A 21377-nucleotide genomic window follows, 5' to 3' on the forward strand; every position below is an offset into this window, starting at 1 on the left:
TGCTCGAGAGTCGCGGCTCCAGCGTTCCCTCCCCCCTTGTGGGGGAGGACAGGGAGGGGGTTACGGCGCCGGCGTCGACCAGCACCTCGGCGCAGTCGGCGAAGCCGTGCCACAGCGCGTCGTGCAGCGGCGTGTAGCCGTTCGAGGGGCCCTGATAGTCCAGGTCCACGCCGGCGGCCGCGGCGAGGCGGCGGGTGATGTCGAGACGACCGTTGTAGGTCGCCTTGTGCAGCGGCACGGCGCCGAACACCGGCTCGACCGCGTTGACGTCGGCGCCGGCCTCGATCAGCAGGCCGACCATCTCGGTGCGGCCGTCGCGCGCCGCCACCAGCAGCGCCGTGTGGCCGTCGTCGAAGCCGCCGACCACGGGCCAGCGCCGATCGACCGGCGCGCCCGCCGCGCGCCCGCCGCGCAGCGCGTTTAGGTCGTTCGCGTGCACGGCCCGGATCAGCACGGCGTCGCTCTCGGCGGCCGCGTCGCGGCTGCGACGGCCCGCGATCAGCGCCTCGATATGCGCGAGCTTCTCGGCGTCGCCCGCGCCCTGGCTCACGGATTTTGCGTAGGCGACATGCTGGTCGAGCGTGAAGCCGTAATAGCTCGTCGGCGACAGCCGGCAGTCGCGGTCGAGCAGCAGCGCGACGATGTCGTCCGCCTTGAACCAGATCGCCTCGAACAGCGGCGTGTGGCCGGTCGACGTCGCCTGCAGGTCGACCGACGCGCCGGCTTCGACCAGCATCCTCGCGGCCTCGGTGTGCGCCCCCTGGCAGGCCTTGTGGAGCGCCGCCGCGCCGGCCTTGCGGTCGAGCGCATCGACCAGCGCGCCCGCTCCGATCAGGACCGCCAGCTTGTCGCGGTCGCCCAGGCCGGCCGCGAACATCAGCGGCGTCAGCCCGCTCGCGGCGTCCGGGAGATCCGGAGACCGGCCCTGCGCCAGCAGGGCCGCGACCTCGGCCGCCGTGCCGAAGCGGACCGCGTGGACCAGATCGTCCGGTGGGCCGGCCGACATCGCGGCCTCACAGGCCACGATAGGCGCGCACCAGCGGCGCGACGTCCCAGCACACCCGCCATTCGACGATGCGGCGATTCCGGATGGTCAGGAAGGTCGCCACCTGCAGGTCGTATTCATTGCCGTTGGAGAGGCACTGGGCGTGCTCGTGCACGATGCCGACCGCGCGCGAACCCTCCACCAGCACATCGCCGAGCAGCGTGAAGCTGAGCATCTTCGAGTGGGCGGCCCACACCTCGAAGCTCTTCAGCACGGCCGGCAGGCCGCGATAGGAGCCGAGCCACGGCGCGAGGTCGCTGACGCCGGGAACCGGCGGCACGTTGTCCCAGATCACGTCGGGATCGACGAGCTTCAGCGCATCCTCGGAGCGGCCTTCGCTCAGGTTGCGGAACCAGGCCGTGGCGATCTCGCGGGTCGCGGCCGGGTCGACCGGAACGGGCAGGGGGGCGGGCTGGCCCGGCTGCGGGAACTTGGCCTTCACGTCGGCCAGGAAGCCCTCGTAGTCGCGCAGCGCCCACACCTGCTCGAACTCGAGATACTCGCGCATGGGCAGCCAGCCCATCGAGTTGCGGTCGAGGTCGTCGAGCGAGTCGGCGTTGACGATGGCGATGATGCGATGCTGCGACACCACCTTGTAGAGCTGGACGAAGCCGGCCCGGATCCCCTCGACGCCATGGTCGCCCTCCAGCGCCTCCAGTTCCCAGAGCTTGTCCTGCGAGATCCGCCCCTGATAGTTCCACCTCATCTGCACGTAGAACAGCATCGCGGCCGCCTCCGGATTGCGGGCGCACGCCGACCTCCGGCGGGACGGGCGCGGCGGCCCGCCCGGCACGGCGGAGGGAGTCGCCCGCGGGTTGCGGAGACAACCTAAACGGGCGTCAGACGCGATGTAAACTCAAAAATAGAATAGACATGAGGCCGCAACCGCCCGGTTTCGCCGGGCCGGCCGCAGGCGTGCCTCGCGAGGAGGCCTCAGGCGGCGGCGCGGCGGGGCCGCTCGTGCGGGACGAGCGACACGGTCCGGCGGCTGCCGTCGCGCAGAAGCTCGATCGCGATCGTGCGGTCGATCCGCTCGCCGGTGAGATTGCGAACCAGCTCGTCGGCGCCCGTGACCGGTGCGCCCTCGATGGCCAGCACGACGTCTCCGGGCGTGATGCCGGCCGTCGCGGCGGGGCTTCCCGGCTCCACCGAGGCGACCATCACGGCGCTCTCCTGGGCGACGCCGGCGAGATGGCGCAGCCGCGCCGGCAGGGCGGTCTGGGCGGCCGCGATGCCGATCCAGGCCCGCCGCACCCGGCCGTGCCGCACCAGCTCGCCGAGCACGTGCTTCACCGTGTTGGCCGCGATGGCGAAGCAGATGCCCTGGGCGCCCTGGATGATCGCCGTGTTGATGCCGACCACCTCGCCGTGCGAGGCGACCAGCGGGCCGCCGGAATTGCCGGGGTTGAGGGCCGCGTCGGTCTGGATCAGGTCGTCGACCAGCCGCCCGTTGGAGGCGCGCAGCGAGCGCCCGAGCGCCGACACCACGCCGGCCGTCACGGTCGACTCGAAGCCGAGCGGGTTGCCGATGGCGATGACGAGCTGGCCGCGCCGCAGCTTTCGCGAGTCGCCGAGCGCGGCGGCGGGAAGCACGACGTTCTCGTCGACGCGCGCCAGCGCCAGATCCGTGTCCGGATCGGTGCCGACCACGCGGGCGTTGAGCTGACGGCCGTCCGCGGTCGTCACCCGCATCCGCTGGCTCGCCGCGACCACGTGATGATTGGTGACCACGAGACCGTCCGGCGACAGGATCACGCCGGATCCGGAGCCGGCGCGTCCGTTCGGTCCGGCGACGTCGAGCCGGACCACGGCCGGACCGATGTGATCGACCACCGCCGTCACGGCCCGCGAATAGGCGTCGAGCAGCGCGGTGTCGTCGGGGTTGTCGGGTATTTCCGCGCGAGAAGCGGAATTTTCGTTCAAGACGAAACCGTCGTTCGCATCGATGTTGCCGGTCTCGTCCGCGGCGACGTTACGAATTCGTAATGCGTCCGACAGGCTTCGGTAACCGTCATGACGATACCGTCCCGCCGTTGCTAGGCTGCGGTTTCGATCGGAGTGCGCGCGAGCCTCGGGCGAACTCCGGGTTCGATCATTTAGTTTATGGACTTGCATGGCATGGGCGGATATGGGGAATGCCACGCGGTTATGGAAGACCATCGGGACGTCGCGCCAACGCCGGGCTTCCTTCCCAGGCGGGCCTTACTCGGGCCTAAAGGATGCGCGATGTCGATGGTCGCAAAACTTCCGACGGAGCTGTCATGAGTTCGAGCTGGGCGCGCCTGGTCGCCGTCAGTGTGGCATTCGTTCTGGCGGGATGCGGCGGCGAGACGAAGCAGCAGGCGGCGGCGCCGCCGCCCCCGCAGGTCACCGTCGCCAAGCCGGTCGAGCGCACCGTGACCGATTACGACGAGTATGTCGGGCGGTTCGTCCCGATCGACTCGGTCGAGGTGCGGGCGCGCGTATCGGGCTATCTCGACCAGATCCATTTCAAGGACGGCCAGCAGGTGAAGCAGGGCGACCTCCTGTTCACCATCGACAAGCGTCCGTTCCAGACGGCGCTCGACCAGGCCAAGGCGACCCTCGAGCAGGCGCGCGCCAATCTCGCCTTCGCGGAAGCGGATCTGTCGCGCGCCCAGCAGCTGGTGCGCGACCGCACCATCACCGAGCAGACCTTCGACCAGCGCACCCAGACCAAGCGCGTCGCGCAGGCGTCGGTCGCGGCCCAGGAGGCCGCCGTGCGACAGGCCACCCTGGATCTCGAGTTCACCGAGCTGCGGGCGCCGATCACCGGGCGCATCGGCGACCGTCGCGTCTCCATCGGCAACCTCGTCACCGGCGGCACCGGCGGCAGCACGACGCTGCTCGCGACCATCGTCACCTACGACCCGATCCGCTTCGAGTTCACCTTCGACGAGGCCGCCTATCTGCGCTACGGGCGCTCGGCCGGCGATGGCCCGGCCAACCGCTCCGGTGGCCTCGAGGTCGCCCTCAAGCTGATCGACGAGCCGGACTTCACGCATGTCGGCCGGATGGACTTCGTCGACAACGTGATCGAGCGGCTGACCGGGACGATCCGGGGCCGCGCCGTGCTGCCCAACCCGAACGGCTTGTTCACGCCCGGCATGTTCGCGCGCGTACGCGTGCCGGCGTCGCAGCCGCAGACCGCGCTGCTCGTGCCCGACGTCGCGATCGGCTCCGAGCAGGTGAGGAAGTTCGTCTTCGTGGTCGACGGCGAGAACGTCGCCCGCCAGACCTTCGTCACGCTCGGGCAGCTCGACGGCAAGCTGCGGGTGGTCAAGACCGGCCTCAAGCTCGACGACCGCGTGATCGTCAACGGCATGGCGAAGACGCGTCCGGGCCAGAAGGTGACGCCGAAGGAGGAGGCCACCCAGGCCTCGGCCGGCCCGCAAGCCTCCGCCGGCGCGCCGGCCGCCGCCAAGGCCGATTGAGAATCTCGCGATGAAGCTGTCCCACTTCTTCATCGAGCGGCCGATCTTCGCGTCGGTCGTCTCGATCGTCATCGTGATCCTGGGCGCGGTCGCCTATCTGCGGCTGCCGGTCGCCCAGTATCCGGAGATCGCGCCGCCCGTCATCAACGTCACGGGCCAGTTCCCGGGCGCCAGCGCCGAAACCGTGGCCGAGACCGTGGTCGCGCCCATCGAGCAGCAGATCAACGGCGTCGAGGGGATGCTCTACATCTCCTCGAACTCGACCGCCGACGGCCGCTTCTCGATCGCCGTGACGTTCAACATCGGCGTCAATCTCGACATCGCCCAGGTGCAGGTGCAGAACCGCGTCGCGGTGGCGCAGCCGCGCCTGCCCATCCAGGTCCAGCAGATCGGCGTGACGGTCAACAAGGCCTCGCCCGACATCCTGATGGTGGTCAATCTCTACTCGCCCGACTCGTCGCGCGACACGCTGTTCATCTCCAACTTCGCCAACATCCAGGTGAAGGACGTGCTGTCGCGCGTCGATGGCGTCGGCTCCATCACGGTGTTCGGCAGCCGCGACTACGCCATGCAGATCTGGCTCGATCCGGATCGGCTGCAGTCGCTCAACTTGACCGCCCAGGACGTCACGGCGGCGTTGCAGGCGCAGAACATCCAGGTCGCCTCGGGCGTGCTCAACCAGCCGCCGGTGCCGGACCAGCTCGCCTTCCAGGTCGCGGTGCGCACGCTCGGGCGTCTCAGCGATCCGCAGGAGTTCGCCAATGTCGTGGTCAAGCAGAGCGACATCGCCGTCGTCCGGATCAAGGACATCGGCCGCGTCGAGCTGTCCGCCCAGGACTACTCCTCGACCTCCTATCTCGATCGTCAGCCCTCGGTCGCGCTGGGCGTGTTCCAGCGTCCCGGCTCGAACGCCCTGACCACCGGGCAGGGCGTGGTGGCGACCATGGAGCGCCTCGCGCCGGGCTTCCCGGAGGGCGTCAAGCACGCCATCATCTACAACCCGACCACCTTCATCGCGGACTCGGTGCGCGCCGTCGTCGAGACGATCTTCGAGGCGGCCATCCTGGTCGTGCTGGTCGTCATCCTGTTCCTGCAGACCTGGCGGGCCGCCGTCATCCCGATCCTGGCGATTCCGATCTCGCTGGTCGGCACGTTCTTCGTGATGAGCCTGTTCGGCTTCTCGCTGAACAATCTGTCGCTGTTCGGCCTGGTGCTCGCCATCGGCATCGTGGTCGACGACGCCATCGTCGTGGTGGAGAACGTCGAGCGCAACATCTCGGCGGGGCTGTCGCCCCGCGACGCGGCGCACAAGACCATGGACGAGGTCGGCGGCGCGCTGGTCGCCATCGCGCTGGTGCTCTCGGCCGTGTTCGTGCCGACCGCCTTCATCACCGGCATCTCGGGGCAGTTCTACCAGCAGTTCGCCCTCACCATCGCGGGCTCGACCCTGATCTCGCTGATGGTGTCGCTGACGCTGTCGCCGGCGCTGTGCGCGCTGCTGCTGAAGGCGCACGATCCGCACCACCGCGAGCGCTGGTTCGAGAAGCCCGTGCACGGCTTCTTCCGCCTGTTCAACCGCGGCTTCGACGCGGTGGCGGGCGGCTACGGCTGGCTCGCCGGCCGCGTCGTGCGCCTCACGCTGCTGATGCTGCTCGCCTACGCCGCCGTGCTCGGCTACGGCCTCAACGAGTTCCGCAACACGCCGCGCGGCTTCATCCCGCAGCAGGACCGCGGCTACCTGATCGTCGCCGCGCAGCTCCCGCCCGGATCCTCGCTGCAGCGGACCGACGCGGTGATGAAGCGGGCCGCCGATCTCGCGCTGTCGACCCCCGGCGTCGGCCACGTCATCAACATCGTCGGCTTCTCGGGCGCGACCTTCACCAACGCCCCGAACGCCGGCGCCATGTTCCTGATCCTCGAGCCGTTCGAGAACCGGGTCGGCGATCCGTCCAAGTCCGCGGTCGGCATCCAGGGCGCGCTGTTCGGCAAGCTCGCCGCCATCCAGGACGCCTTCATGGTGGTGGTGCTGCCGCCGCCCGTGCAGGGCATCGGCAATGCCGGCGGCTATCGCATGATGGTGCAGGACCGCGACGGCGTCGGGTCGCAGGCGCTGCTCGGTTCCGTCTACGCCATGATGGGCCGCGCCGCGCAGACACCCGGGCTCCGGCAGGTGTATTCGCTGTTCGAGACCTCGACGCCGCAGCTCTATCTCGACATCGACCGCACCAAGGCGCAGCTGCTCGGCATCAACATGTCGGACGTGTTCAACGCGCTGCAGGTCTATATCGGCTCGTCCTACGTCAACGACTTCAACCTGTTCGGCCGCACCTTCCGGGTCCAGGCCCAGGCCGATGCCGAGCATCGGCTGGAGCCGAAGGACGTGCTGACCCTGCGGGTGCGCAACTCGCGCGGCGAGACCGTCCCGCTCGGCGCCTTCACGACCATGCGCGACATCTCGGGCCCGTACCGGGTGCCGCGCTACAATCTCTACCCGGCCGCCGAGCTCGACGGCGATTCCGCCCCCGGCACCTCGCAGGGGCAGGCCATCGCCATCATGGAGAAGCTCGCCGCCGAGACGCTGCCGCCCGGCATCGGCTACGAGTGGACCGGCCTCGCCTATCAGCAGCTCAAGGCCGGCGACACCGCGATCTTCGCCTTCGGGCTCGGCGTCGTCTTCGTGTTCCTGGTGCTGGCCGCCCAGTACGAGAGCCTGACGCTGCCGCTCGCCGTCATCATGATCGTGCCGATGTGTCTCGTCGCCGCGGTCACGGGCGTCATCCTGCGCGGGTTGGACAACAACATCCTGACCCAGGTCGGCTTCATCGTGCTGATCGGACTGGCGGCCAAGAACGCCATCCTGATCGTCGAGTTCGCCAAGCAGCTCGAGGACCAGGGGCGCGACCGCGCCTCGGCGGCCGTCGAGGCGGCGCGCCTGCGCCTGCGGCCGATCCTGATGACGTCGCTCGCCTTCATCCTCGGCGTGGTGCCGCTGGTGTGGGCGACCGGCGCCGGCTCGGAGCTGCGCCAGGCGCTCGGCACCGCGGTGTTCTCCGGCATGATCGGCGTCACCACGTTCGGCCTGATCTTCACGCCGGCGTTCTACGTGGTCGGAAGCTGGCTCGCCGGCCTGCGCGGCGGCCGCCGCCGCGGCGAGGAGATCCCGCCCGGCACGCCGACCGGCCAGCCGGCCGAGTGAGGCGCCGGAACCGCATCGTGAACCGGCGGTGCCGCCCTGCGGCGCCGCCGCTTTCGCGTGTGCGGGTCGGTGGCCGGCGGGCGTCCGCCGCGATCTCGGTCGCCGGGGCTGGATGCGCGCTTATGGACGCGACAGACATCGCGCACTAGCTTGACGTGAGCCCCCGGACTGCGGTCGTCACGGCGTCATGATCGATGCCGGATACGATCGGCGTCCCCAACCGTGACCGAGGATCGCCCATGCAGTTCGGCATCTCGCAGGCCGTGACCCGCACCGAGGACGACGCCTTCCTGCGCGGCGCAGGCCGCTATGTCGCCGACCTCGTCCCGGCCGATGCGCTGCGCGCCGTCGTCCTGCGCAGCCCGCATGCGCATGCGCGCTTCCGCATCACCGACGTGGACACGGCGCGAAAGCTGCCGGGCGTGCGGCTGATCCTGATTTCCGAGGACATCACGGCGCTCGGCCCGATGCCGTGCCTCGGCATTCCGCACGGCGTCTCGGTCGAGGTTCCCGACTGCCCGGTGCTGGCGCGCGACATCGTGCGGCATGTCGGCGACGCGATCGCCTTCGTGGTCGCCGACACGGTCGAGCAGGCGCGCGACGCCGCCGAGGCGATCGCGATCGACTGGGAGGCGCTGCCGCACGTGGTCGATCCGGTCGCGGCGATCGGCGCGGGCGCGCCGGCCGTGTGGCCGTCGGCGTCCGGCAACGTCGCCTACACGCAGACGCTCGGCGACGAGGCCGCGACCGAGAAGGCTCTCGCGAGCGCGGCCCATGTGGTGGAGCTGCGGCTCGTCAATCAGCGCCTGGTCGCCAACTACATGGACACGCGCGCCGTCACGGCGGCGTTCGATCCGGCCGACCGCCGCATCACGCTGACGCTCGGCAGCCAGGGCTCGCATGCGGTGCGCGACATCATCGCCGGCAAGGTGCTGAAGATACCGCCCGAGCGCATGCGGGTGATCACGCCCGATGTCGGCGGCGGCTTCGGCACCAAGCTGTTTCCGTATCGCGAATACGCGCTCGCCGCGGTGGCGGCGGAGCGGCTCGGCCGCACCGTGAGCTGGATCGCCGACCGCGCCGATCATTTCCTCGGCGACAGCCACGGCCGCGCCAATGTCACGACCGCGCGCCTGGCGCTCGATGCCGATCATCGCTTCCTGGCGCTCTCGGTCGACTCGGTGTGCGACATGGGCGCCTATCTGTCCTGCTACGCGCCCTACATCCCGTATGCCGGCGCCGGCATGCTGCCCGGCGTCTACGCCATCCCGGCCTGCCACGTGACGCTGCGCGGCGTGTTCACCCACACGGTGCCGGTCGACGCCTATCGCGGGGCGGGGCGGCCGGAGGCGTCCTACGTGATCGAGCGCCTCGTCGACACCGCGGCGCGCGATCTCGGCCTCGCGCCGGACGCGTTGCGCCGGAAGAACTTCATTGCGCCCGCCGCGATGCCCCACCGCACGCCGACCGGCAAGGTCTACGACTCCGGCGAGTTCGCCGCCCACATGGCGCGTGCCCAGGAGATCGCCGACTGGACCGGCTTCGCGCATCGGGCCGCCGAGGCGCGGCGGCACGGCAAGCTGCGCGGCATCGCGCTCGCCACCTATATCGAGGCCTGCGGCAGCGTCGGCCCGGAGACCGCGACGCTGACGCTCGACCGCGACGGCGTCGTCACGGTGCTGATCGGCTCGCAGTCGACCGGGCAGGGGCATCACACCGCCTATGCCCAGATCGTCGCCGAGCATCTGGGTCTGCCGCCGGACCGCGTGCGCGTCGTCCAGGGCGACACGGATCGCATCGCCACCGGCGCCGGCACGGGCGGCTCGAGCTCGATTCCGTGCGGCGGCGTCGCCGTGGCGGGCGCCGCCCGGAAGCTAGCCGAGGTGGTGAAGGAGATCGCCGCCGACTCGCTCGAGACCGCGGCGGCCGATCTCGAATTCTCCGGCGGCGTCGTGCGCATCGCCGGCACGGATCGTGCCGTCGGCTTCGCCGAGGTCGCCGCGGCGGCGGGCGACGGCGCCGCGCGCCTGACGGTCGACGACACGTTCAGCCCCAAGGTGGCGACCTATCCGAACGGCACGCATCTGGCCGAGGTCGAGGTGGACCCCGAGACCGGCCGGGTCGAGATCCTGCAATACGTGATCGTCGACGACGTCGGCGCGACCCTCAATCCGCTGCTGCTGGCCGGCCAGATCCACGGCGGTGCCGGGCAGGGCATCGGCCAGGCCCTGATGGAGCGCACCGTCTACGATCGCGAGTCCGGCCAGCTCGTCACCGCCACGCTGCAGGATTACGCGCTGCCGCGCGCCGGAGACCTGCCGGGCTTCGTGTTCGAGACCCGCAACGTGCGCTGCGTCACCAACCCGCTCGGCGTGAAGGGGGCGGGCGAGGCCGGCACCATCGGGGCGGCGCCGGCCGTGATCAACGCCGTCGTCGATGCGCTGTGGCGCGCCTTCAAGATCCGCGAGATCGACATGCCGGCGACCTCCGAGGCCGTGTGGGCGACGATCCGCGAGCACGACCGCATGCACACCATGTGACGAACCGCGGTCGAATCGCCACAGGCCCCGGCGCCTGTCATCAAAAGTCTCTCGCGAACTCGTGATCTGCCTCGGACTGCGCCGAGATGCCTCCACATTGGAATGCCGCTAAAGCTTGGATGCCCCTCCGGGTCGCATCAACGCCTCAGCGCCGGCTCCCCGCCGGACCGGCCCGTGCGGGACATCACCGAAAACAGGAGACCTCATGACGATCCGTACGATGCTCGCCGCCGCTGTGCTCGTCTCGGGTGTGACTGCCGTCGCCGCGCAGGATCCGATCGCGGAGCGGAAGGCGCTCATGAAGGCGAACGGCGATCAGGCCCGCACCGGTGCGTTGATGGCGCGCGGCGAGATGCCGTTCGATCTCGCCAAGGCGCAAGCGATCTTCCAGGCCTATGCCGACGCCGCGACGAAGAGCAAGGCGCTCTATCCCGAGACCGCCAAGACCGGCGGCGACACCGCGGCGGACCCCCGCATCTGGCAGAACATGAGCGACTTCCAGGCCAAGCTCGCCAAGTTCGCCCAGGACGCCACCGAGGCCAAGGCCAAGGTGAAGGACGAGGCGAGCTTCAAGTCCACCTTCTCCGAGGTGCAGAAGAACTGCGGCGGCTGCCACGAGACCTACCGCATGAAGAAGAGCTGATCGGTGCGCCTGCTGCGCATCCTCGTGATCGCCGCGACGCTGGTCCTCGGGACCGGCGTCGCGGTGTTCTTCGTCCTCACCGAGCCGACGCGCGTGCCCGCCGCGGCCCTGGGGCCGCATACGCCGGATCTCGCCAACGGCCGCACCATGTTCTTCGCCGGCGGCTGCGCCTCGTGCCACGCGTCCTCGAAGGAGGATCGCACCCGGCTCGGCGGCGGCGCCCCGCTGCATTCGCCGTTCGGCACCTTCCACGCGCCCAACATCTCGCCCGATCCGAACGACGGCATCGGCCGCTGGAGCGAGGCCGCCTTCGTCACCGCCATGCAGGACGGCACCTCGCCGGACGGCAGCCACTATTACCCGGCGTTCCCCTACACGTCGTACCAGCGCATGGAGACGGCGGACATCCGCGACCTGTTCGCCTTTCTCAAGACGCTGCCGCCCGTGCAGGGCCGCGCGCCCGACCACGAGATGGCGTTCCCGTTCTCGGTCCGGCGCGGCATCGGGCTGTGGAAGACCCTCCATCTCGACGGTCTGTCGTTCCGCCCCGATCCGACGAAGTCGGCGGCGTGGAACCGCGGCGCCTATCTGGTGAACGGCCCGGGCCACTGCGCCGAATGCCACTCGCCGCGCAATGCGCTCGGCGGCGTCGTGGCGTCGCAGCGGTTCGCCGGGGGGCCGAATCCGGAGGGCGAGGGCTTCGTCCCCAACATCACCGGCAAGGGACTGGCGAGCTGGTCCGCCAAGGACATCGCCTACATGCTGGAAACCGGCGACCTGCCGGACGGCGATTCCGTCGGCGGCACGATGGCGGCGGTGGTGCGCAACACCAGGGAGCTCTCCGCCCAGGACCGCGACGCCATGGCCGAGTACCTGAAGTCGCTCCCGCCCGTCGACGGTCCGCCGAAACCGGAGCGGAAGTAGAGTCTGGTTCGCCGAGATCGACCGGTGCTCCGCTCGGTCCAGCTGTCGCGGGGACGAGCCGGAGACCGGAGCGGACTCGGTCCGCCGATGCTCGAAAGTGTCGCGGGCATCCGGGTCCCGTCCAGGCGGGTTTCCCGGCAGCGCGCGGCGTGCCAGAAAGGCGGCTGCCCCGCGCCTCCGCGCCCCCGGACCTGCTTTCTCCCGCCATGAGCGTCAATGCCGCCATCCTGATCAAGGTCATCTCGGTGCTGTTGTTCGCACTGATGTCGGCCCTGGTCCGCTATGTCGGCGAGGCCGGGATCCCGCTCGGCCAGGTGGTGTTCTTCCGCAGCCTGTTCGCGCTGATCCCGGTGGTGCTGATCTATGCGGCGCGGCGCGAGCTCGCCGCCGCGGTGCAGACCAGTCGGCCGCTCGGCCATCTCGGCCGCGGCAGCATCAGCGTGGTCGGCATGTTCCTCAACTTCGCCGCGCTGTCGCGCCTGCCGCTGGTGGACGCGACGGCGATCAGCTTCGCGGCGCCGATGATCACGGTGGCGCTCGCCGCCGTGGTGCTCTCGGAACGGGTGCGCGCCTATCGCTGGTCCGCCGTCGGGGTCGGCTTCTGCGGCGTCCTGGTGATGCTGTGGCCGTATCTCGGCCTCGGCCGGCTGGTCACGGCGGGCTCGGCCGAAAGCTCGATCGGCGCGCTGTGCGCGATCGGCTCGGCCTTCACCAACGCCTTTGCCGTGATCCAGACGCGGCGGCTGACCGACAGCGAGACGACCTCGTCGATCGTGTTCTACTTCTCGCTGATCTGCACCATCGCGGGCGCCATCATCGTGCCCTTCGTGTGGATCACGCCGACCTGGCCGCAGCTCGCGGCGCTGATCGCGGTCGGTTTCCTGGGCGGCATGTCGCATCTGCTGCTGACCGAGAGCTACCGCTACGCTCCGGCCTCGATGATGGCGCCGTTCGACTACCTGGCGTTGCTGTTCGCCTTCCTGATCGGCTGGGGTGTGTTCGGCGAGATCCCGACCCTCTACGCCTATGTCGGCGCCGTCATCGTGGTGCTGTCCGGCCTGTTCGTGATCTGGCGCGAGCGCCAGCTCCGCCTGCGGCGGGCCAAGACCGACGGCGCGTCGGGCCCGCGGGAGTAGGACGGCGCCGCGTTTCGGCGCGTCACAGTCCGGCCGGCTCCGCCCGTGTGTTGCGGGACCGGCACACACGGACGCGAATCGCACCTCGTCGGTCCTCCGCAGGCCCGGAGAGGGCACGTGTTAATGGAAGCGCGAGCGCGGCCGGCGTAACGTCCGACTCAGGGGATTGTCTCTCAAAGGATGGGGCGAATGAGACGGGTGCTTTTGGCTGGGGTCGCGTTCTTCGCATTCGCCGGTATCGCTGCTGCTGCCGATCTTCCAGCCCGGATGCCGGTCAAGGCCCCGCCTGTCGCGCCGCTCGCCTGGAACTGGACCGGCTTCTACATCGGCGGCTATTTCGGCAACTCGCTCGCTCAGTCGAGCGCGACGAACGCCTATCGGCCGGGTGAAGTTCATGTCAACGACATGGGCATCGCCGCCGGTGCGACCGTCGGCTACAACTTTCAGTTCGCTCCGAGCTGGTTGATCGGCATCGAGGGCGACTTCGGCATCCTCGGCACCAACCGCGAGTTCCGGGACTTCAACGACACGTCGATCACGGTCGCGGTCAAGACCGACTGGTACGGCACCTTGCGCGGCCGCTTCGGCTACGTCACCGGCCCGTCGCTCCTCTACGTCACGGGTGGCGGTGCGGTGGCCAAGATCAGGGAGACGTTCGGCGGCGACACCGGCGTGCTCGGGGTCGAGGAGACCACGACCCGCTGGGGCTGGACGGTCGGCGCCGGCATCGAGACCAAGCTGGCCCGCGGCTGGAGCACGACGGCCGAGTATCTCTACATCGACTTCGGCGACAACAGCTTCGTCGGCAACCCGTACGGCGCCGCCGCGACGTCGACCTTCTCGAACAAGGCCCATGTCCTCAAGACCGGCCTGAACTACAAGTTCGGCGAGGGCCCGTTCGACCTGACGGCACTGTTCGCTTCGCCGCTCTCGTCGCCGGCCCGCTGGTCGGGCTTCTACGCCGGTGTCAACGCCGGGCTCGGCATCTCCAACGTCAAGGTGCCGCAGGTCATGGCGCCCAGCTTCAACGGCGAGGAGAACGTCAACGGCCTCGGCTTCGCCGGCGGCGGCCATATCGGCTACAACTACCTGGCCTTCTCGAACTGGCTGGTCGGCGTCGAAGGCGACTTCAGCTATCTCGGGATCGACGACGTGCATGGCGACTGGTACGACACGTCGTCCGGGTTCGGGACCAAGACCGACTGGTACGGCACGGCGCGGGTGCGCGTCGGCACCAGCACCGGCCCCGCCTACATCTACAGCACCGGTGGTGTCGCGTTCGCCAAGCTGACGAACGAGTTCGCCGGCGTGACGAGCTCCGCCACCAAGACCGGCTGGACGCTCGGCGGCGGCATCGAGACGGCGCTCGACGACCGCTGGTCGGCGCGGGTCGAGTACCTCTACATGGACTTCGGGACGAACGAGGTCACCTCTTTCGGCGACGTCGCGCAGTTCCAGAACCGCATCCAGGTCGTGCGCGGCGGCCTCACCTACTCGTTCAACACGCCGACCCCGGTCGTCGCCCGCTACTGAGCGGACCGCGCCGACCGCCGATCCGATCGGAAACACGAAAGCCCCGGCAACCGCCGGGGCTTTTTTTCGTGTCCGAGGTCATCGCCGGGCAACGGCCCGGCCGCCGCTCGCGGCCTCAGAACGCCTTGAACGTGATGATCGTCTTGGTGTCCATGATGCCCGGGATGGTCTGGACCTTCTGGTTGACGAAGTGGCCGATGTCGATCCCGGGCTCGACATAGAACTTCACCAGGAGATCGTAGTCGCCGGCCGTCGAATAGATTTCCGAGGCGATCTCGGCGTCGGCGAGCTGGTTCGCGACCTGGTACGACTTGCCGAGGTTGCACTTGATCTGCACGAAGAACGGAATCATCGGATTTCCCTCGCGCCCTGCGGCGCCACGCCGCGCCGGCGCGCGGTCGCCGCAATCGAGCAAAACCGCGCCGGTTTGACAAGCGCAAGCGTGTCGCCGCGCCCTTGCACCGGGGCGGGGGAGCGACTAGTTTCCGCCTGCAATCTCAGCGGGGTGTCCGGCGAATCCGCGTCCGGGCTGAGAGGCGAAGGCCGGTCCGGGCCAGCTCGGGCGGCCAGCCAACCCGTCGAACCTGATCCGGGTCATGCCGGCGGAGGGAGCTCGAGATGCCGTTCTCCAGCGAGACTGCGTCCACGGGCGAGCGCGCCGGTGCCGGCGACGCCGCGGCCGCGCATACGCTCGTCGAGACGGCGGCCGACGTGCTGGAGCGGCTGCGCGCCCGCCGGCCGCGCGTCCACTGCATCACCAACACGGTCGCCCAGACCTACACGGCCAATCTCCTGCTCGCCGCCGGCGCCGTGCCGTCGATGACCATCGCGGCCGACGAGGTCGCCGCCTTCGTGACCGGCGCCGACGCGCTCGTCATCAACATCGGCACGCTCGACGAGACCCGCCGGGCCGCCATCGGCATCGCCATCGATGCGGCCTGCGAGCACGAGGTGCCGTGGGTGCTCGACCCGGTGTTCGTCGACCGCTCGCCCGCCCGCGCCAGCTTCGGGCAGGCGCTGCTGGCGATGCGGCCGGCCGCGATGCGGCTCAACCAGGCGGAGTTCGCCACGCTGTCGGGCGCGGCGCCGGAGCCGGCGGCGATCGCCCGCTTCGCCCGCGACAGCCAGGCCGTGATCGCACTCACCGGCGAGACCGACCTGGTCGCCGGCCCGGAGCGCCTGGTCGCGGTCGCCAACGGCCATCGCTGGATGGCGCGGATCACCGCCATGGGCTGCGCCGGTGCCGCCCTGGTCGCCGCCTGCCGGGCGGTCGAGCCGGACGCCTGGCGCGCCACCGTGGCGGCGCTGGTCTGTCTCGGCGTCGCCGGCGAACGGGCCGCCGTCGTCTCGGCCGGCCCGGGCACGCTCGCCACCGCGATCCTGGACGCGCTGTTCGATCTCGACCGCGAAGATCTCCATGAACGGGCCAGGGTGAGCTGATGCCGATCGATGTCCGCCTCAACGCCATCGTCGATCCGGAGCGCGCCGGCGGCCGCCCGCTGGTCGAGCTCGCCCGCGCCGTGGTGGCCGGCGGCGCCACGCTGGTGCAGCTCCGCGACAAGCTCGGCTCGACCCGCCGGATGATCGAGGAGGCGCGCGCCCTGGTCGATCTGCTGGCGCCGCTCGGCGTGCCGCTGGTGGTCAACGACCGCGTCGACGTCGCGCTCGCCGCCGGGGCGGCCGGCGTCCATGTCGGCCCGGACGACATGGCGATCGAGGACGCCCGCGCGCTGCTCGGACCCGGCGCCGTCATCGGCCACTCGATCAAGACGCTGGAGCAGGCCGAGAGCGTGCCGCTCGAGCTGTTGGACTATGCCGGCGTCGGCGGCGTCTACGCGACGCTGTCCAAGGACAATCCGGCGCCGCCCATGGGTCCCGAGGGCTTCGCCGCGATCCGCGCCGTGCTGCGCCGGCGCGCCCCGCTGATGCCGGTGGTCGGCATCGCCGGCATCGACGCCGCCAACGCGGCCGCCGTGATCGTGGCCGGCGCGGACGGCGTCGCCGTCATCTCGGCCCTGTCGCTCGCCGCCGACCCGGAGCTCGCCGCCCGCACGGTCCGCTCGGTGGTCGACGGCGTGCTGGCCGAGCGGACGGAGTGATGACCGCCATCGCCGTCACGATCGCGGGGTCCGACTCCAGCGGCGGGGCCGGCATCCAGGCGGATCTCAAGACCTTCTCGGCGCTCGGCGTCTACGGCGCCTCGGTGATCGCCGCGCTGACGGCGCAGAACACCCGCGGCGTCACGGCGATCCACGACGTGCCGCCGGATTTCATCGCGGCCCAGATCGACGCGGTGTTCTCGGATCTCGCCGTCGATGCCGTGAAGATCGGCATGCTCTCGGTGCCGGCGGCGATCGACGCGGTCGCCGACGGCCTGGCCCGGCACGGCGCCGGGAACATCGTGCTCGACCCGGTGATGATCTCGACCAGCGGCGCGCGCCTGCTCGCCCCCGAGGCGATCGACACGCTGACACGCCGCCTGCTGCCGCGCGCCGACCTCGTCACGCCCAACCTGCCCGAGGCGGCGGCGCTGCTCGGGGTCGACGTCGCGACCGGCGAGGCCGAGATGCGGGCGCAAGGCGAGGCGCTGCTGGCGCGCGGCGCCCGCGCCGTGCTGATCAAGGGCGGCCATTCCGACGGACCCGAGAGCGCCGACCTGCTGGTCACGCCGGACGGCGTGCAGCGCTTCTCGGCGCCGCGGGTCGCCACCCGCAACACCCACGGCACCGGCTGCACGCTGTCCTCCGCGGTCGCCGCCGGCCTCGCCAAGGGGCTGTCGCTCGCCGACGCGGTCGGCGCCGCGAAGGACTATGTCGCCGCCGCGATCGCCGCCGCCGACCGCCTGACCATCGGCTCCGGCCACGGCCCGGTGCACCATTTTTCGAAGTGGTGGTGAGGGTGGCGGGCGCCGTTCAGGGCCTGCACGACGGCCTCGTCCGCCCTCGTCCTGAGGAGCGGACCGAAGGTCCGCGTCTCGAAGGACGACGGCGGCCACGTCGCGGGCCTCATGGTTCGAGACGCGCCCTTCGGGCGCTCCTCACCATGAGGACGAGCGAGGCGCCGTGACAGCCCAGCAGCCATTGAGGAGCCCGACATGACCACCATCACCCGGCGGCATCTGGCGGGGGCGGCGATCGGCGCTGCCGCCGCGGTCTCGGCGCCCGCCGTGGCGCTCGCCCAGGCGAAGCGCTGGCGGATGGTGACGTCGTGGCCGAAGCGGCTGCCCGGGCCCGGCATGTCGGCCGAGCGCGTCGCCGAGCGGATCGCGGCGATGTCGGGTGGCCGCCTGCAGATCACCGTGCATGCGGCGGGCGAGGTGGTGCCGGCCTTCGAGGTGCTCGACGCGGTCGGCGGCGGGGTCGTCGAGATGGGCCACACCGCGGCGTTCTACTGGCAAGGCAAGCAGCCGGCCGCGGCCTTCTACACCACGGTGCCGTTCGGCCTCACCCCGGCCGAGCACGTCGCCTGGGTCGAGGCCGGCGGTGGCCAGGCGCTGTGGGACGAGCTCTACGCCCCCTTCGGGGTGAAGCCGTTCATGGGCGGCAACACCGGCGTCTGCATGGGCGGCTGGTTCCGCAAGCCGGTCGTCGGCATCGCCGACCTGCGCGGCCTGAAGATCCGCTCGCTCGGGCTCGGCGGCGAGGTCTATCGCCGGCTCGGCGCGACGCCGCAGACGACGGCGCCGGGCGAGATCCTCACCAGCCTGCAGTCCGGCGTGCTCGACGGTGCCGAGTTCGTCGGCCCCGGCACCGACATCGCGCTCGGTCTCTACCGGGTCGCGCCGCACTACTACGGCCCCGGCTTCAACAAGCCGAACGGCACCGGCGAGTGCCTCGTCTCGCTCGCCGCCTGGAGCGGTCTGGACGCCGATCTCAAGGCGATCGTCGCGCATGCCTGCGCGGCCGAGGCGACCTTCGCGCTGTCCGAGATGGAGCGCCTCAACGCCGAGGCGCTGGCCGCCCTGGTCGAGCGCCACAAGGTGAAGCTGGAGACGTTCCCGGACGAGATCGTCGCCGCCGCCCGCGCCCAGTCGGCCGAGATCCTGGCCGAGCTCGCCGGGCGCAATCCGATGGCCCGAAAGGTCCACGACTCCTACACGGGCTTCCGCGATCGCGTGGCGGGCTGGTCGCGGGTCTCGATCCGGGCCGTGCTGGAAGCGCGCGGCTCCTGATCACGAGCGGCTGCTGATCAGGTTTGCTGCAGCGCAGCGATCGTGCGGCGCCGCAGCATGGCGCGGCGCGAGGCGGGCGGCTTTCGCGGTCCGGCGACATGACATAACATCCGGCCGCGACCGGCCGGCTTCGGCCGGCATTCCCCGGCCGCGACCGGCCGGCAACCGGAAAGCCAGCCCGACAACATGCGCATCGCCGCCGTTCACGCCGCCGACGGAAAGATCTTCGGCACCCTTTCGGACGACGAGTTTCGACCTCTCCTGATGAACGGTGCCCCCGTTCGCGACCTGCGCGACGTGATCGCGCTCCTGGAGGCCGGGCCGGACCGCCTGCAGCACGGCACCCCCGTCGCGCTCTCCAGCCAGACGCTCGCGGCGCCGGTCGGGCCGCTCACCAAGAACGTCGTCTGCGTCGGCAAGAACTATCACGAGCACGCGCGGGAGTTCGCCCGCAGCGGCGTCGACCAGTCCGGCGACAAGCAGGAAAGCCCCGAGTTTCCGGTGGTCTTCACCAAGGCGACGTCGTCGCTCGCCGATCCGCTGCAGCCGGTGCCGGCCTCCGACGATCCGACCGGCACGACCGATTACGAGGGCGAGCTCGGCGTGGTGATCGGCAAGCGCTGCAGCAAGGTCTCGGCCGAGGAGGCGCTCGACTTCGTGTTCGGCTACACGGTGGTCAACGACGTGACGGCCCGCGCCCTCCAGCAGCGCCACAAGCAGTGGTTCCTGGGCAAGAGCCTCGACGGATTCTGTCCGGTCGGTCCATGGCTGGTGACCGCCGACGAGATGGGGCCGCTCGACGGCCAGATGCTCACGACCGCCGTCAACGGCGAGCCCCGCCAGTCGGCGCCGCTGCGCGACATGATCTTCGACACGCCGACCATCATCGCCACCGTTTCGGCTTACGTGACACTCGAGCCCGGCGACCTGATCGCCACCGGGACCCCGGCCGGCGTGGGTATCGGGTTCCAACCGCAGCGGTTTCTCGTCCCCGGCGACATCGTGACGGTGGCGATCGAGGGGATCGGCGAGCTCACCAACCCGATCTCCTGACGTGAGATCGCGGCCGGCGGCGGCGCTGCTCGCGGCGTCCCCGCCGGCCTGCGGCGCCGCGTCGCGTGGCGCTGCGAAACGGCCGTCCCTGCGGCCGATCGGGCGTGCCCTGCGGGTTTTGCAGGGGCCCCATGTTCGGCTTCGTTTGCATGACTGATCGGAGAATTGAGCAACGCCACGGTGCGACTTTTCCGTCACGGCCCGAATACAATGCCTGTAGAGTGTCGGCCCCAGGAGCGAAACGATTGCCGCGTCGTCCGGCGCAGGCAGCACGACCGACCAACGTCGATCAACAAGACGACAGCGTGAGAGGAGCAGCCAGATGGCGAATGAGCCGTGGAAGGCCAAAGACTGGTTCGTGAGCCCGTGGAACTACGCGGAAGAGGCCACCAAGGGGCTGAACTTCGCCAAGCAGATCAAGGTTCACGACGTCACGCTGCGTGACGGCGAGCAGCAGACCGGCGTGATCTTCTCGAAGGACGACAAGATCAGGATCGCCGAGGCGCTGGCCGAGGCCGGCGTGCATCGCATCGAGGCGGGCATGCCGGTGGTGTCGCCCTCCGACAACGAGGCGATCAAGGAGATCGTGAAGCGCAATCTCGGCCCCGAGATCTTCGCTTTCGCGCGCTGCATGAAGGACGACGTGAAGCGGGCGATCGACACCGGCGTCAAGGGCGTCGTGATGGAGATCCCCTCCAGCATGCACCTGGTCGAGAACGCCTATCGCTGGCGGATGGAGAAGGCGATCGAGACCTCGATCGAATCGACCCGTTACGCTCACGACAACGGGCTCGAGGTCGTGTTCTTCCCGATCGACTTCTCGCGTGCCGAGCTCAAATGGGCGATCGACCTGATCGAGCGCGTCGGCAAGGAAGGCCACATGGACGCCGTGGCGCTGGTCGACACGTTCGGCGTCCTGTCGCCGCACGCCGCCGGCTACTTCGCCCGCGAGGTGAAGAAACGCCTGAACGTCCGGCTCGAGGCGCACTTCCATCAGGACTTCGGCATGGGCGTCGCCAACACCATCATGGCGCTGGCCGAAGGCGTCGAGGTGATGCACACGACCGTGCTCGGCATCGGCGAGCGCTCGGGCAACACCCCGATGGAAGAGGTCGTCATGGCGCTCAAGACCATGTACGGCCAGGACATCGGCATCGACACCACCAAGCTCACCCCGCTCGCCAATCTGGTGCAGCGCCTCGCCGCCGTGCAGGTGCCGTCCAACAAGGCGATCGTCGGCTCGGGCCTCTATCAGATCGAGTCCGGCATCATCGCGAGCTGGTTCAAGAACTGCGGCGAGCAGATGGCCACCGAGCTGTTCCCGATCCGCTGGGACGCGGTCGGCCAGCCGCCCGCCGACATCGTGATGGGCAAGGGCTCGGGCATCGACTCGGTCAACATGTGGCTGCAGGATCTCGGCATGCAGGTGTCGGACGACGACGCCATGACGGTGCTGCAGGCCGTGAAGGCCTACTCGATGAAGAACAAGAAGCTGCTCAGCAAGGGCGAGTTCCGCGACCTCGCCAAGAACGTGCTCGGCAAGGCGGCCTGAAGAACCGCCGGTGACGACGGCCGGCGGGCGCGCCGCCGGTCCAAGAAACCTTCCAGAAAGAGCGGGCGCCTGCGGGCGCCCGTTTTCTTGTCACCCTCTCTCCTCATGGTGAGGAGCGGCCGTAGGCCGCGT

17 protein-coding genes are annotated in these 21377 nt (G+C 70.1%); 13 read left to right on the forward strand and 4 right to left on the reverse strand.

Annotated features, from left to right (window positions below; all coding sequences use genetic code 11):
- From CH341_RS13065 to CH341_RS13075, 3 genes are all read right to left on the reverse strand, one after another.
- Positions 1 to 1006 (reverse strand): ankyrin repeat domain-containing protein (locus CH341_RS13065; protein WP_210208281.1); only part of this gene is annotated, 1006 nt, incomplete at its 3' end.
- Between the two features lie 7 nt (positions 1007 to 1013).
- On the reverse strand, positions 1014 to 1769 hold the full coding sequence (locus CH341_RS13070; protein WP_111419466.1) for a nuclear transport factor 2 family protein: 756 nt from the start codon (positions 1767 to 1769) through the stop codon (positions 1014 to 1016).
- A 209-nt stretch (positions 1770 to 1978) separates the two neighbouring features.
- Positions 1979 to 2968 (reverse strand): S1C family serine protease, encoded by a 990-nt coding sequence (locus tag CH341_RS13075; RefSeq protein WP_245431030.1) that lies wholly within the window; start codon positions 2966 to 2968, stop codon positions 1979 to 1981.
- Positions 2969 to 3306: 338 nt separating this feature from the next.
- Here CH341_RS13075 and CH341_RS13080 point away from each other — a divergent pair, with 338 nt between their 5' ends.
- The 7 genes from CH341_RS13080 (at position 3307) to CH341_RS13110 (ending at position 14469) form a co-directional block, all read left to right on the forward strand.
- Positions 3307 to 4497 (forward strand): efflux RND transporter periplasmic adaptor subunit, encoded by a 1191-nt coding sequence (locus tag CH341_RS13080; RefSeq protein WP_111419467.1) that lies wholly within the window; start codon positions 3307 to 3309, stop codon positions 4495 to 4497.
- Positions 4498 to 4507: 10 nt separating this feature from the next.
- Entirely contained in the window at positions 4508 to 7693 is a 3186-nt protein-coding gene (locus CH341_RS13085; RefSeq protein WP_111419468.1) for an efflux RND transporter permease subunit, read from the forward strand.
- 239 nt (positions 7694 to 7932) lie between these two features.
- Positions 7933 to 10233: a xanthine dehydrogenase family protein molybdopterin-binding subunit gene (locus CH341_RS13090; RefSeq protein WP_245431031.1), complete on the forward strand. Its 2301-nt coding sequence runs from the start codon at positions 7933 to 7935 to the stop codon at positions 10231 to 10233.
- A 205-nt stretch (positions 10234 to 10438) separates the two neighbouring features.
- On the forward strand, positions 10439 to 10876 hold the full coding sequence (locus CH341_RS13095; protein WP_111419470.1) for a c-type cytochrome: 438 nt from the start codon (positions 10439 to 10441) through the stop codon (positions 10874 to 10876).
- 9 nt (positions 10877 to 10885) lie between these two features.
- Positions 10886 to 11800, forward strand: coding sequence for a c-type cytochrome (locus CH341_RS13100; RefSeq protein ID WP_111419482.1), 915 nt, complete (start codon positions 10886 to 10888; stop codon positions 11798 to 11800).
- A gap of 206 nt (positions 11801 to 12006) precedes the next feature.
- Entirely contained in the window at positions 12007 to 12936 is a 930-nt protein-coding gene (locus CH341_RS13105) for a DMT family transporter (RefSeq protein ID WP_111419471.1), read from the forward strand.
- Between the two features lie 189 nt (positions 12937 to 13125).
- Positions 13126 to 14469, forward strand: a complete 1344-nt coding sequence (locus CH341_RS13110; protein ID WP_170149605.1) for an outer membrane protein — start codon at positions 13126 to 13128, stop codon at positions 14467 to 14469.
- Between the two features lie 115 nt (positions 14470 to 14584).
- On the opposite strand, the gene CH341_RS13115 is transcribed toward CH341_RS13110, so the two are convergent.
- Positions 14585 to 14821: an Lrp/AsnC ligand binding domain-containing protein gene (locus tag CH341_RS13115; protein WP_111419473.1), complete on the reverse strand. Its 237-nt coding sequence runs from the start codon at positions 14819 to 14821 to the stop codon at positions 14585 to 14587.
- Between the two features lie 266 nt (positions 14822 to 15087).
- Between CH341_RS13115 and thiM the strand changes: the two genes are divergently transcribed.
- The 6 genes from thiM to CH341_RS13145 all read left to right on the forward strand — a co-directional run bounded on the left by thiM (position 15088) and on the right by CH341_RS13145 (position 21245).
- Complete coding sequence (gene thiM / locus CH341_RS13120; RefSeq protein ID WP_111419483.1) at positions 15088 to 15909, forward strand: hydroxyethylthiazole kinase; 822 nt, start codon at positions 15088 to 15090, stop codon at positions 15907 to 15909.
- Positions 15909 to 16568, forward strand: coding sequence for a thiamine phosphate synthase (gene thiE / locus CH341_RS13125; protein ID WP_111419474.1), 660 nt, complete (start codon positions 15909 to 15911; stop codon positions 16566 to 16568). Before thiM ends, thiE begins: the two co-directional genes overlap by 1 nt.
- The gene (thiD, locus tag CH341_RS13130) at positions 16568 to 17365 is read left to right on the forward strand and encodes a bifunctional hydroxymethylpyrimidine kinase/phosphomethylpyrimidine kinase (protein WP_111419475.1); all 798 of its coding nucleotides are present in this window, start codon (positions 16568 to 16570) and stop codon (positions 17363 to 17365) included. Before thiE ends, thiD begins: the two co-directional genes overlap by 1 nt.
- Before the next feature lie 198 nt (positions 17366 to 17563).
- Positions 17564 to 18640 (forward strand): TRAP transporter substrate-binding protein, encoded by a 1077-nt coding sequence (locus CH341_RS13135; RefSeq protein ID WP_111419476.1) that lies wholly within the window; start codon positions 17564 to 17566, stop codon positions 18638 to 18640.
- A gap of 186 nt (positions 18641 to 18826) precedes the next feature.
- Complete coding sequence (locus CH341_RS13140) at positions 18827 to 19693, forward strand: fumarylacetoacetate hydrolase family protein (RefSeq protein ID WP_111419477.1); 867 nt, start codon at positions 18827 to 18829, stop codon at positions 19691 to 19693.
- Positions 19694 to 20015: 322 nt separating this feature from the next.
- Positions 20016 to 21245: a LeuA family protein gene (locus CH341_RS13145; RefSeq protein ID WP_111419478.1), complete on the forward strand. Its 1230-nt coding sequence runs from the start codon at positions 20016 to 20018 to the stop codon at positions 21243 to 21245.
- The last annotated feature ends 132 nt before the right edge of the window (positions 21246 to 21377 follow it).

This window comes from Rhodoplanes roseus (assembly GCF_003258865.1).
GTDB classification, from domain to species: Bacteria; Pseudomonadota; Alphaproteobacteria; order Rhizobiales; family Xanthobacteraceae; genus Rhodoplanes; species Rhodoplanes roseus.

Bases quoted from the DNA above. Each gene is read 5' to 3' on its own strand.
- CH341_RS13070 (WP_111419466.1), bottom strand. From the start codon at position 1,769: ATGCTGTTCTACGTGCAGATGAGGTGGAACTATCAGGGGCGGATCTCG.
- CH341_RS13080 (WP_111419467.1), top strand. From the start codon at position 3,307: ATGAGTTCGAGCTGGGCGCGCCTGGTCGCCGTCAGTGTGGCATTCGTT.
- CH341_RS13085 (WP_111419468.1), top strand. From the start codon at position 4,508: ATGAAGCTGTCCCACTTCTTCATCGAGCGGCCGATCTTCGCGTCGGTC.
- CH341_RS13090 (WP_245431031.1), top strand. From the start codon at position 7,933: ATGCAGTTCGGCATCTCGCAGGCCGTGACCCGCACCGAGGACGACGCC.
- CH341_RS13095 (WP_111419470.1), top strand. From the start codon at position 10,439: ATGACGATCCGTACGATGCTCGCCGCCGCTGTGCTCGTCTCGGGTGTG.
- CH341_RS13105 (WP_111419471.1), top strand. From the start codon at position 12,007: ATGAGCGTCAATGCCGCCATCCTGATCAAGGTCATCTCGGTGCTGTTG.
- CH341_RS13110 (WP_170149605.1), top strand. From the start codon at position 13,126: ATGAGACGGGTGCTTTTGGCTGGGGTCGCGTTCTTCGCATTCGCCGGT.
- CH341_RS13115 (WP_111419473.1), bottom strand. From the start codon at position 14,821: ATGATTCCGTTCTTCGTGCAGATCAAGTGCAACCTCGGCAAGTCGTAC.
- thiM (WP_111419483.1), top strand. From the start codon at position 15,088: ATGCCGTTCTCCAGCGAGACTGCGTCCACGGGCGAGCGCGCCGGTGCC.
- thiE (WP_111419474.1), top strand. From the start codon at position 15,909: ATGCCGATCGATGTCCGCCTCAACGCCATCGTCGATCCGGAGCGCGCC.
- thiD (WP_111419475.1), top strand. From the start codon at position 16,568: ATGACCGCCATCGCCGTCACGATCGCGGGGTCCGACTCCAGCGGCGGG.
- CH341_RS13135 (WP_111419476.1), top strand. From the start codon at position 17,564: ATGACCACCATCACCCGGCGGCATCTGGCGGGGGCGGCGATCGGCGCT.
- CH341_RS13140 (WP_111419477.1), top strand. From the start codon at position 18,827: ATGCGCATCGCCGCCGTTCACGCCGCCGACGGAAAGATCTTCGGCACC.
- CH341_RS13145 (WP_111419478.1), top strand. From the start codon at position 20,016: ATGGCGAATGAGCCGTGGAAGGCCAAAGACTGGTTCGTGAGCCCGTGG.